Consider the following 11,874-nt stretch of genomic DNA (forward strand, 5'->3'; position numbering starts at 1 on the left):
TCGCGTCACGTGTTATTCGGTTTCCAGATCGATATCGATACCGAGCGAACGGATCTCTTTGATCAACACGTTGAAGGACTCGGGCATGCCCGGCTCCATACGGTGATCGCCATCCACGATGTTCTTGTACATCTTGGTACGGCCGTTCACGTCGTCCGACTTCACTGTGAGCATTTCTTGCAGGGTGTATGCCGCGCCGTATGCTTCCAGCGCCCACACTTCCATCTCCCCGAAACGCTGACCACCGAACTGCGCCTTACCACCCAGCGGCTGCTGGGTAACCAGGCTGTAGGAACCAGTGGAACGCGCGTGCATCTTGTCGTCCACCAAGTGGTTCAGCTTGAGCATGTACATGTAACCCACGGTCACAGGACGCTCGAACTTGTTGCCGGTACGGCCGTCGAACAGCACCATCTGGCCGCTCTCTGGCAGGTCAGCCAGCTTCAGCATGGCCTTGATCTCGCGCTCCTTGGCACCGTCGAAGACCGGAGTAGCCATAGGCACGCCTTTCTTCAGGTTGTGCGCCAGGGCGAGGATCTCTTCGTCGGTGAACTCTTCCAGGTTCTCCTGACGACCACCGATCTCGTTGTAGATCTCGGTGAGGAAGCCACGCAGCTCAGCGGCTTTGCGCTGTTCTTCGATCATGCGGTCGATCTTCTCGCCCAGACCTTTGGCCGCGAGGCCCAGGTGGGTTTCAAGGATCTGACCGACGTTCATACGCGAAGGTACGCCCAGCGGGTTCAGTACGACGTCGACCGGAGTACCGTTGGCGTCGTGCGGCATGTCTTCCACCGGCATGATGACCGAGACCACACCTTTGTTACCGTGACGACCGGCCATCTTGTCACCCGGCTGGATGCGACGGCGGATGGCCAGGTAAACCTTGACGATCTTCAGTACGCCCGGCGCCAGGTCATCGCCCTGCTGCAGCTTGCGCTTCTTGTCTTCGAACTTGTCGTCCAGCAGGCGACGGCGATCGACGATGTACTGCTGAGCCTTTTCCAGCTGCTCGTTCAGTGCATCTTCAGCCATGCGCAGTTTGAACCACTGGCCGTGCTCCAGACCGTCCAGCACTTCGTCAGTGATCACGGTGCCTTTCTTCAGGCCCGCACCACCGTCGACCACTTGGCCGTTAAGGGCAGAACGCAAACGCTCGAAGGTTGCACCCTCGACGATACGGAACTCTTCGTTGAGGTCCTTGCGAATCTCGTCCAGCTGCATCTTCTCGATGGCCAGTGCGCGGCTGTCGCGCTCCACGCCATCACGGGTGAAGACCTGAACGTCGATGACGGTACCCTTGGTGCCAGTCGGCACGCGCAGGGAGGTGTCCTTAACGTCGCTGGCCTTCTCACCGAAGATCGCCCGCAGCAGTTTCTCTTCCGGCGTCAGCTGGGTTTCGCCTTTTGGCGTAACCTTGCCGACCAGGATGTCGCCAGCGCCGACTTCAGCACCCACGTAGACGATACCGGCTTCGTCCAGCTTGTTCAGTGCAGCTTCACCCACGTTCGGGATATCCGCAGTGATTTCCTCTGGGCCAAGCTTGGTGTCACGCGCCACACAGGTCAGTTCCTGAATGTGGATCGTGGTGAAGCGGTCTTCCTGAACCACACGCTCGGACAGGCAGATGGAGTCTTCGAAGTTGAAGCCGTTCCACGCCATGAACGCGATGCGCATGTTCTGACCCAGCGCCAGTTCACCCATGTCGGTGGACGGGCCGTCGGCCATGATGTCGCCACGCGCAACCTTGTCACCTTTGCTAACCAGCGGACGCTGGTTGATGCAGGTGTTCTGGTTGGAGCGGGTGTACTTGGTCAGGTTGTAGATATCTACACCTGCTTCACCGGTCTCGACTTCGTCGTCGGCTACGCGAACGACGATACGGCTGGCGTCGACGGAGTCGATCACACCACCGCGGCGAGCAACCACGCAGACACCGGAGTCACGGGCAACGTTGCGCTCCATGCCGGTACCGACCAGCGGCTTGTCAGCACGCAGGGTTGGTACAGCCTGACGCTGCATGTTCGAACCCATGAGTGCACGGTTGGCGTCGTCGTGCTCGAGGAACGGAATCAGCGAGGCAGCAACGGAAACAACCTGCTTCGGCGATACGTCCATCAGGGTGACGTCTTCCGGCGCCTTGACGGTGAATTCGTTCAGGTGACGAACAGCAACCAGCTCGTCGATCAGTTGCTTCTTGTCGTTCATCGCGGCCGAAGCCTGGGCGATGACGTGATCTGCTTCTTCGATCGCCGACAGGAACACGATGTCGTCGCTGACAACGCCTTCCTTCACCACGCGGTACGGGCTTTCCAGGAAGCCGTACTGGTTGGTGCGGGCATAGGCCGCCAGGGAGTTGATCAGACCGATGTTCGGACCTTCAGGGGTCTCGATCGGGCACACACGGCCGTAGTGGGTCGGGTGTACGTCACGGACTTCAAAGCCTGCGCGCTCACGGGTCAGACCGCCCGGGCCGAGTGCGGAAACACGGCGCTTGTGGGTGATCTCGGAAAGCGGGTTGTTCTGGTCCATGAACTGCGAGAGCTGGCTCGAACCGAAGAACTCCTTCACCGCCGCCGCAACCGGCTTGGCGTTGATCAGGTCTTGCGGCATCAGGCCTTCGCTTTCAGCCATCGACAGACGTTCCTTGACCGCGCGCTCGACGCGCACCAGGCCAACACGGAACTGGTTCTCGGCCATCTCGCCGACGCAACGTACGCGACGGTTACCGAGGTGGTCGATGTCGTCGACGATGCCTTTACCGTTACGGATATCGACCAGGGTCTTGAGAACCTCGACGATGTCTTCCTTGCTCAGCACGCCCGAACCTTCGATCTCGGTACGACCGATACGACGGTTGAACTTCATGCGGCCCACGGCCGACAGGTCGTAACGCTCGGCGCTGAAGAACAGGTTGTTGAACAGGGTTTCGGCAGCGTCCTTGGTTGGCGGCTCGCCCGGGCGCATCATGCGATAGATCTCGACCAGCGCTTCCAGTTGGTTGCTGGTGGTGTCGATCTTCAAGGTGTCCGAGATGAACGGACCGCAGTCGATGTCGTTGGTGTACAGCGTTTCGATGCGTACGACCTGAGCCTTGGCGATCTTGATCAGCAGCTCGGCGGTCAGCTCGGTGTTGCACTCGGCGATGATCTCGCCGGTAGCCGGATGCACGATAGCCTTGGCCGTGGTGCGACCCAGGACGTATTCCATCGGAACGTCCAGCTGGTTCACGCCGGCCTTCTCGAGCTGGTTGACATGGCGCGCGGTAATGCGGCGGCCCTGCTCAACGATGACCTTGCCGGTTTCGTCATGGATATCCATGACCGCAACTTCACCACGCAGACGCTGAGGCACCAGTTCCAGGCTGAGTTTCTCGCCGGAAATATGGAACACGTTGGTGGTGTAGAAGGTGTTCAGAACCTCTTCGGTGCTGTAACCCAGGGCGCGCAGCAGTACCGAGGCCGGAAGTTTGCGGCGACGGTCGATACGGACGAACACGCAGTCTTTCGGATCGAACTCGAAGTCCAACCAGGAGCCGCGGTACGGAATGATGCGAGCGGAGTACAGCAGCTTGCCGGAGCTGTGCGTCTTGCCACGGTCGTGGTCGAAGAACACACCAGGCGAACGGTGCAGCTGGGAAACGATCACACGCTCGGTACCGTTGATAACGAAGGTACCGTTCTCAGTCATCAGGGGGATTTCACCCATGTAGACTTCTTGCTCTTTGATGTCCTTGATCGCTTTGTTCGACGATTCCTTGTCGAAGATGATCAGGCGCACCTTGACCCGCAGTGGGACCGCGAAGGTCACGCCACGCAGGACACATTCCTTCACATCGAAGGCGGGTTCGCCCAGGCGATAGCCTACGTACTCCAGGGCAGCATTGCCGGAGTAGCTGATGATCGGAAATACCGATTTGAAGGCCGCGTGCAGGCCGACGTCGCGGAACTGATCCTTGGATGCTCCCGCTTGCAGGAATTCGCGATACGAATCCAGCTGGATGGCCAGGAGGTAAGGCACATCCATGACGTCCGGCAACTTGCTAAAGTCCTTGCGGATACGTTTTTTCTCAGTGTATGAGTAAGCCATCAGCGTTCCCCAGCTTGGTCACCTGCTTGTTTGGCTTCTCCCGGCGGGAGCAGCCAGAAAATCGTGCAAACCCCTTGGTTTGCGCCACCCACATGGGTGTCTTGCAGCTTGTTATCGGGGCCGACGTGATCGGCCACCAATAACGGAAAAAGGCCGGTGGCATAAGCCACCAGCCATCAGCCTTTGCTCAACGCTCCGGCTGGAGTCGCAAGGTCGAGATTACTTCAGCTCGACTTTAGCGCCTGCTTCTTCCAGCTTCTTCTTAGCGTCTTCAGCGGCTTCTTTCGAAACGCCTTCAGCTACGACCTGAGGAGCGCCGTCGACTTTCTCTTTGGCTTCTTTCAGGCCCAGACCGGTCAGTTCGCGAACGGCTTTGATCACGTTCACTTTCTTGTCGCCGGCTTCAACCAGAACAACGTTGAACTCGGTCTGCTCTTCAACAACGGCAGCAGCAGCAGCTGGGCCAGCAGCGGCAACAGCAGCGGTAACGCCGAAGGTTTCTTCCATAGCTTTGATCAGCTCAACAACTTCCAGAACGGTTTTCTGGCCGATTGCTTCGATGATTTGCTCGTTAGTCAGGGACATGACTTAAATCCTGTATTGGGGTGACAGCCTACGCAGCCATCAAATTAAACATATGATTTTGAAAGAGGTTACGCGGCCTTAGGCAGCAGCAGCTTCTTTCTGGTCGCGAACGGCCGCCAGAGTACGAGCCAGCTTGCTGGTAGCGCCTTGAATGACGCTCATCAGACGTGCGATAGCTTCGTCACGGGTCGGCAAGGTAGCCAGTACATCGATCTGGTTGGCGGCAATGAAATTGCCGTCAAACGCAGCTGCCTTGATCTCGAACTTGTCCTGACCCTTGGCGAACTCTTTGAACAGACGAGCAGCAGCGCCCGGGTGTTCGTTGGAGAAAGCAATCAGGGTCGGGCCTTTGAACGCGTCGTTGAGGATCGAATACTCGGTACCTTCAACTGCGCGCTTGAGCAGGGTGTTACGTACGACACGTACGTATACGCCAGCTTCGCGGGCCTCTTTACGGAGTCCGGTCATTGCGCTTACAGTCACACCACGGGCATCGGCCACGACAGCGGACAGAGCGACTTTGGCAGCCTCGTTGACTTCAGCGACGATGGCTTTCTTGTCTTCGAGTTTAATTGCCACGGGTTTACTCCTGGTTTTTACCGTTTCATCTGGCCGAAGCCGGATGTCGTTTTGGTGTCTGATTCGGTAACGAATCGGGAGCACCATCTGCGTAGGCTTGAGGTTTAAGGCTTGCGCCGCCTACGGTCTTGGATAGCCCCCGCCAGGCAGGGACCCCAATTTTGCTGATGGCGCGACGAATCGCGCCATCATTGCCTTACGCGTTCAGCGAGCTCTGATCGATGACCAGACCTGGGCCCATAGTGGTGCTCAGGGTAACGCGCTTGACGTAAATACCTTTCGAAGAAGCTGGCTTGATACGCTTCAGATCAGCGATCAGGGCTTCAACGTTTTCCTTCAGCTTGCCAGCTTCGAAACCGACCTTGCCAACGGAGGTGTGGATGATACCGTTTTTGTCGGTGCGATAGCGAACCTGACCGGCCTTGGCGTTTTTCACAGCCGTGGCAACATCAGGAGTCACAGTACCGACTTTCGGATTAGGCATCAGGCCGCGAGGACCCAGAACCTGACCCAGCTGACCCACAACGCGCATGGCATCTGGCGATGCGATGACGACGTCATAGTTCAGGTCGCCGCCTTTCATTTCGGCAGCCAGATCATCCATACCTACACGGTCAGCGCCGGCAGCCAGAGCGGCCTCAGCAGCTGGACCCTGGGTGAAGACGGCAACGCGCACGGTCTTGCCAGTGCCGTGTGGCAGCACGGTAGCGCTACGAACGACCTGGTCGGATTTACGCGGGTCAACACCGAGGTTGACGGCAACGTCGAAAGATTCGCTGAACTTCACGGTGGACAGTTCGGCCAGCAGCGCAGCTGCGTCTTCGAAGTTGTAAACTTTGCCAGCTTCGACTTTCGAAGCAATAGCCTTTTGGCGCTTGGTCAGCTTAGCCATTACACACCCTCCACGTTCAGGCCCATGCTGCGGGCAGAGCCAGCGATGGTGCGTACAGCAGCGTCCAGGTCAGCAGCGGTCAGATCAGCCTGTTTAGCTTTGGCGATATCTTCCAGCTGAGCACGGGTCACGGTACCGACTTTGACGGTGTTCGGGCGAGCCGAACCACTGGTCAGGCCAGCAGCTTTCTTCAGCAGAACCGAGGCAGGGGTGCTCTTGGTCTCGAAAGTGAAGCTACGGTCACTGTAAACAGTGATGATCACAGGCGTCGGCAGGCCGGCTTCTTGACCCTGAGTACGGGCGTTGAAGGCCTTGCAGAATTCCATGATGTTCACACCGTGTTGACCCAGTGCTGGACCAACGGGTGGGCTTGGGTTGGCCTGGCCGGCCTTAACTTGCAGCTTGATGTAAGCCTGAATCTTCTTAGCCATGAGCTACTCCAATATCGGGTACGAACGCCAGATGGCTCCCCGGATGACTTGCGTTTTATCCCAGTGACGACAAAACCCCGCAGCACACAGGGCTGCGGGGTATGGGATGCTTCGTCCGCCTAGACCTTTTCGACCTGGCTGAACTCGAGCTCTACCGGAGTAGAGCGACCGAAAATGAGTACCGCCACCTGGAGGCGACTCTTTTCGTAGTTAACCTCTTCGACGTTACCATTGAAGTCAGCGAACGGACCATCAATGACTCGAACCACTTCACCGGGCTCGAACAACGTCTTCGGCTTCGGCTTGTCACTACCGTCGGCTACGCGACGCAGGATAGCTTCAGCTTCTTTATCAGTGATCGGTGCAGGCTTATCAGCAGTACCACCAATGAAGCCCATCACACGAGGGGTATCCTTGACCAAGTGCCAAGTCCCTTCGTTCATCTCCATCTGGACCAGAACATAGCCAGGGAAGAATTTACGCTCACTTTTGCGCTTCTGGCCGTTGCGCATTTCGACAACTTCTTCGGTCGGGACCAGGATCTCGCCGAAACCGTCTTCCATGCCTGCCAGCTTGACGCGCTCTATCAGGGAGCGCATAACATGCTTCTCGTAACCCGAGTAAGCATGCACAACATACCAACGCTTAGCCACGGGACACCTTTAGCCAACGATCAGGGAGACCGCCCAGCCGAGCAGGGAATCAAGCCCCCACAGCAGCAGTGCCATAACCAGCACGACAGCCACGACAATCAGCGTGGTCTGGGTGGTTTCCTGGCGGGTCGGCCACACGACTTTACGGATCTCAGTACGAGCTTCCTTCGCAAGCGCAAAGAACGACTTACCCTTCGCGGTCTGCAGAGCTACAAAGCCCGCAACAGCAGCCAGGGCGAGAAGTGCAAGAACGCGGTACAGGATTGGAGAGGCGGAGTAATACTGATTACCCACTACACCAACAACCACCAAAGCCACTACAGCCAGCCACTTGAACAGATCAAAACGCGATTCTTGGGCTTCAGTTTTGGGAGTCATCGAGGAGGATCCTGTAAGAAGAAAGCCAATCACACTGAGGTGAATGGCAGGTCAGGAGGGAATCGAACCCCCAACCTACGGTTTTGGAGACCGTCGCTCTGCCAATTGAGCTACTGACCTGTAACGCTGTATCAGGCCGGCCATTATACCGGCCTGATCAAGTAAATCAACTACTTATTCGATAATTTTTGCTACGACGCCGGCGCCGACGGTACGACCGCCTTCACGGATAGCGAAGCGCAGACCGTCTTCCATTGCGATGGTCTTGATCAGGGTAACAGTCATCTGAATGTTGTCACCTGGCATTACCATTTCAACGCCTTCCGGCAGTTCGCAGTTACCGGTCACGTCAGTGGTACGGAAGTAGAACTGAGGACGGTAGCCTTTGAAGAACGGCGTGTGACGGCCGCCTTCTTCCTTCGACAGAACGTAGACTTCTGCGGTGAACTTGGTGTGCGGCTTGACCGAACCTGGCTTGACCAGAACCTGGCCACGCTCAACGTCGTCACGCTTGGTACCACGCAGCAGAACGCCGCAGTTCTCGCCAGCACGACCTTCGTCCAGCAGCTTGCGGAACATCTCAACACCGGTGCAGGTGGTGGTGGTGGTGTCACGCAGACCAACGATTTCCAGTGGATCCTGAACGCGGACGATACCACGCTCGATACGGCCGGTAACAACGGTACCGCGACCCGAGATCGAGAATACGTCTTCGATCGGCATCAGGAACGGCTGGTCGATGGCACGAACTGGCTCAGGAATGTAGCTGTCCAGAGTCTCTACCAGCTTCTTGACAGCGGTAGTACCCATTTCGTTGTCGTCTTTGCCTTCCAGAGCCATACGAGCGGAACCGATGATGATCGGAGTGTCGTCGCCTGGGAAGTCGTAGGTGGACAGCAGGTCGCGAACTTCCATCTCGACCAGTTCCAGCAGCTCAGCGTCGTCTACCAGGTCAGCCTTGTTCAGGAAGACCACGATGTACGGAACGCCAACCTGACGGGACAGCAGGATGTGCTCACGGGTTTGTGGCATCGGACCATCGGCGGCCGAGCAAACCAGGATCGCGCCGTCCATCTGGGCAGCACCGGTGATCATGTTCTTCACGTAGTCAGCGTGACCTGGGCAGTCAACGTGAGCGTAGTGACGAATGGTCGAGTTGTACTCAACGTGAGCGGTGTTGATGGTTATACCGCGTGCTTTTTCTTCCGGAGCCGAGTCGATCTTGTCGAACTCAACGATTGCCGAACCGAAAACTTCGGAGCAAACGCGAGTCAGAGCTGCGGTCAGAGTGGTCTTACCGTGGTCAACGTGGCCGATAGTGCCGACGTTAACGTGGGGAAGGGAACGATCAAACTTTTCCTTAGCCATCGATACAATCCTCCGCAGAAGAAATAGTCTTACGCTGATAAAACAAAGGCAGATATTTTCATATCTGCCTTGTTTATATGGAGCTCTTGAGCGGACTTGAACCGCTGACCTCACCCTTACCAAGGGTGTGCTCTACCAACTGAGCTACAAGAGCGAAACACGTTGTGCAAAACCCAGCAAACTTGGAGCGGGTAGCGGGAATCGAACCCGCATCATCAGCTTGGAAGGCTGAGGTTCTACCACTAAACTATACCCGCGGAGCTTGCGGCTCTCGCTAAAACTGGTGGAGGGAGAAGGATTCGAACCTTCGAAGCTCTCGCAACGGATTTACAGTCCGTCCCCTTTGACCGCTCGGGAATCCCTCCAGATGTGGCCGGCATTCTATTTGTCTGCCGCCCTAGTGTCAAGCTTTTTTTCAAATTTCTTCAATCAAATCTGAAACTTAGCTGCTTTGACACTGCTTCCAGCTCTACCACCTCAGTGGTGTTCCCTGTGAAGCGGGCGCCATTCTATCAAGCTATTCGCCAGTTGCAATACCCTGGCAGAAAATAATTTTATGTTTTAAGTCTTTGAAATCGTTGGAAAGAGTGGCGAGGACCATTTGATCCAGTAAACGCTCGCTTTCCGGGGAAATCTTGAGCCAGAGACCATCGGCGCCGGGCAACTGCCCAGACACCGGAACTGCGTTGATATCCAGGCTCAGCAAGCGCTGGCGCAATGCGTCGATTTGAGCCCGCTCCGTCAGCCCCCCCACCACCAAGCATTCATCACGGCGACGAGCAGGCGCATTCACACCCGTTTCACGCAATAGACGGATCTCCTGCTGATTACCTTTGTATAACGAGAGCGGGGCGACATCCTTGGCTTTCAGCGGGGCTTCCTGTTGGTGCCAGACGTAATAGAAGACGTTGAGCACCAGCAACAGCAGAAACAACCAACGCATAAGCACCTCAGCTCAAAGGGCAGGCCATTGCCAGGCCAACGAATACCAAGTCGGGAACCACGCGCGCCTGGGGTGCAGCTTCACGTACCAACGGCGCATCCCCCCCCGTGAGGAATACTGTAAAGGCCTCTCCCCACAGCGAGCGTGCTTGCTCCAGCTGCGTGCGCGCAAAACCTTGCAGCATCAACACGCAACCCCGTTCGACCGCTTCGACAGTCGAGCGTCCAGGAGCAAGGCTGGTCAATGCACGCTCAGCAGATGCATCGTCGTAGCGGATGCGGCGAGTGTGCGTGCGCAGCTGGCTGCGCATCAGCGGCATACCCGGGCAGATGTATCCCCCCAGGTGCTCGCCATCAGCACCAATGAAGTCGGCCTTGGCAGCTGTACCCAGGTCGATCACCAGGCAAGCCCCCTTGGCCAGGTGGAAAGCACCCAACGCCGCGAGCCAGCGATCCATGCCCAGGCGCTGGAAGTCTTCATATCCATTGCGCACCCCAGCCATCTCACGGGCCGGTTCCGCTACCCGCGGCACCACAGAAAACGCCTGATTGATCAGGGCACAGAGCGCCGCCGTTTCTTCCTCACTACGCACACTGACAATACGGCAGCCTGACAGGCGAAGCGAAGTCAAAGCACCGACCTGGGCCACTAGCGCCTGATCGGAATCCACAATGCCGCCACCCACGATAGTGGCGTCAACAGCATGAATGACTCGCCATTTGATGAAGCTGTTACCGCAATCGAGCTCAAGAATCATCACGCAACCTCAAACTGAGCTCACCACCACTGAAGCTCTTCTCCACACCATCGACCTCCAGGCGCAAGCCGCCCTGCCCGTCCACCCCGAGCACTACCCCGTTGATCTGGGTACTGCCGGCAACAAGGGACACGTTACGCCCCTGCCATAGATGTGCTTGTTCCCATTCTTCCTGGAATGCTGCAAAACCATAGCGTCGGTGTCGCGCCAACTCATGCTGCAATTGCTGGCTGAGCATTGCCACCAGGCGATTACGATCAATCGGAGCGCCAACCTCACGCCGTATGGAGGTCCACTGCTGATCGACTTGCACATTTGACTGCATGTTCACGTTGACGCCAATCCCAAGAACAACATGACAGACGTCTGCCGGATCACCGACCAACTCAAGCAGGATGCCCGCGATCTTCTGCCCACGCACCAGTACGTCATTAGGCCACTTGAGCCCGACTTCCTTGACACCGAAGCCTTCCAAGGTCCGCATTACCGCCAAGCCGACCACCAGACTCAGCCCCTCGAGCTGGCGCATGCCGCCCTCGACCCGCAACACCAGACTGTAATAAAGGTTTTCTGCGAATGGGCTGACCCACTGACGACCACGACGTCCACGGCCAGCACTCTGACGCTCGGCAAGCACCAGAAATGGAGCAGCCTGCCCCTGACCTGCAAGCCGCAGGCCTTCAGCATTGGTAGAGTCGATGGTTTCGTGGATGAACATTGGCCATTGCTCAGCATCAGCAAATTCGGCAATGGCCTTCGCTTCGAGCAGCGCCAGGGGCGCCGCTAGCTGATAGCCACGCCCACGAACCTTGTGAATGGTGAGATTTAGCTCACTCTCCAGATGCTGCAGCTGCTTCCAAACGGCGCTGCGACTCACCCCGAGGGCTGCCCCCAAGGCTTCTCCGGAATGGAACCGGCCATCCTTGAGGAGATTCAACAACTTCAGCATGCCAGTCTCGACTTGGAATAAGGCTGGCATGATAGCTATGGGTAGTGGGCTTGCATAGGAAAAGGGCCCCACGTCACCACCCAAATCCCGTGTATCGAGCCAGAAAGACAAAACCCCTACCTGCTCGCGCAGATAGGGGTTTTGCGAAATGAATCTTGACGATGACCTACTCTCACATGGGGAAACCCCACACTACCATCGGCGATGCATCGTTTCACTACTGAGTTCGGGATGGGATCAGGTGGTTCCAATG

Annotated in this window: 11 protein-coding genes, 4 tRNA genes and 1 rRNA gene; all 16 read right to left on the reverse strand. The window is 57.1% G+C overall.

Translation table 11 applies throughout. The annotated features are described in order from the left end of the window. Nucleotides 1-12: 12 nt before the first annotated feature. Nucleotides 13-4,086, reverse strand: coding sequence for a DNA-directed RNA polymerase subunit beta (gene rpoB / locus JNA92_RS19680; RefSeq protein ID WP_039601743.1), 4,074 nt, complete (start codon nucleotides 4,084-4,086; stop codon nucleotides 13-15). Nucleotides 4,087-4,305: 219 nt separating this feature from the next. Next, nucleotides 4,306-4,671 carry a 50S ribosomal protein L7/L12 gene (rplL, locus tag JNA92_RS19685; RefSeq protein WP_003255496.1) on the reverse strand — a complete coding sequence of 122 codons (366 nt, stop codon included), beginning with the start codon at nucleotides 4,669-4,671 and terminating at the stop codon, nucleotides 4,306-4,308. A 78-nt stretch (nucleotides 4,672-4,749) separates the two neighbouring features. Beyond that, nucleotides 4,750-5,250, reverse strand: coding sequence for a 50S ribosomal protein L10 (gene rplJ / locus JNA92_RS19690; RefSeq protein WP_012316523.1), 501 nt, complete (start codon nucleotides 5,248-5,250; stop codon nucleotides 4,750-4,752). Between the two features lie 196 nt (nucleotides 5,251-5,446). Beyond that, nucleotides 5,447-6,142 (reverse strand): 50S ribosomal protein L1, encoded by a 696-nt coding sequence (gene rplA, locus JNA92_RS19695; protein WP_012316524.1) that lies wholly within the window; start codon nucleotides 6,140-6,142, stop codon nucleotides 5,447-5,449. After that, nucleotides 6,142-6,573: a 50S ribosomal protein L11 gene (gene rplK / locus JNA92_RS19700; protein WP_003255500.1), complete on the reverse strand. Its 432-nt coding sequence runs from the start codon at nucleotides 6,571-6,573 to the stop codon at nucleotides 6,142-6,144. The genes rplA and rplK overlap by 1 nt, the downstream gene beginning before the upstream one ends. A gap of 119 nt (nucleotides 6,574-6,692) precedes the next feature. Then, nucleotides 6,693-7,226, reverse strand: coding sequence for a transcription termination/antitermination protein NusG (gene nusG / locus JNA92_RS19705; protein WP_012316525.1), 534 nt, complete (start codon nucleotides 7,224-7,226; stop codon nucleotides 6,693-6,695). 9 nt (nucleotides 7,227-7,235) lie between these two features. After that, the gene (gene secE, locus JNA92_RS19710; protein WP_008089117.1) at nucleotides 7,236-7,604 is read right to left on the reverse strand and encodes a preprotein translocase subunit SecE; all 369 of its coding nucleotides are present in this window, start codon (nucleotides 7,602-7,604) and stop codon (nucleotides 7,236-7,238) included. Nucleotides 7,605-7,648: 44 nt separating this feature from the next. Next, nucleotides 7,649-7,724 (reverse strand) — tRNA-Trp (locus JNA92_RS19715). Between the two features lie 54 nt (nucleotides 7,725-7,778). After that, on the reverse strand, nucleotides 7,779-8,972 hold the full coding sequence (gene tuf, locus JNA92_RS19720) for an elongation factor Tu (RefSeq protein ID WP_003255489.1): 1,194 nt from the start codon (nucleotides 8,970-8,972) through the stop codon (nucleotides 7,779-7,781). Between the two features lie 78 nt (nucleotides 8,973-9,050). Continuing rightward, nucleotides 9,051-9,126: transfer RNA gene (locus JNA92_RS19725), tRNA-Thr, on the reverse strand. Between the two features lie 29 nt (nucleotides 9,127-9,155). Continuing rightward, nucleotides 9,156-9,229 (reverse strand) — tRNA-Gly (locus tag JNA92_RS19730). 24 nt (nucleotides 9,230-9,253) lie between these two features. Then, nucleotides 9,254-9,337, reverse strand: a tRNA-Tyr gene (locus tag JNA92_RS19735). Nucleotides 9,338-9,489: 152 nt separating this feature from the next. After that, a complete protein-coding gene (locus JNA92_RS19740; RefSeq protein ID WP_241806278.1) occupies nucleotides 9,490-9,915 on the reverse strand; it encodes a hypothetical protein in 426 nt (141 codons plus the stop codon). 7 nt (nucleotides 9,916-9,922) lie between these two features. Beyond that, nucleotides 9,923-10,672: a pantothenate kinase gene (locus JNA92_RS19745; protein ID WP_241806279.1), complete on the reverse strand. Its 750-nt coding sequence runs from the start codon at nucleotides 10,670-10,672 to the stop codon at nucleotides 9,923-9,925. Beyond that, the gene (gene birA / locus JNA92_RS19750; RefSeq protein WP_241806280.1) at nucleotides 10,662-11,621 is read right to left on the reverse strand and encodes a bifunctional biotin--[acetyl-CoA-carboxylase] ligase/biotin operon repressor BirA; all 960 of its coding nucleotides are present in this window, start codon (nucleotides 11,619-11,621) and stop codon (nucleotides 10,662-10,664) included. Before birA ends, JNA92_RS19745 begins: the two co-directional genes overlap by 11 nt. 153 nt (nucleotides 11,622-11,774) lie before the next feature. Continuing rightward, nucleotides 11,775-11,874 (reverse strand): 5S ribosomal RNA (rrf, locus tag JNA92_RS19755); the annotation flags it as partial.

The organism is Pseudomonas putida, assembly GCF_022627325.1.
Lineage (GTDB): Bacteria > Pseudomonadota > Gammaproteobacteria > Pseudomonadales > Pseudomonadaceae > Aquipseudomonas > Aquipseudomonas putida_X.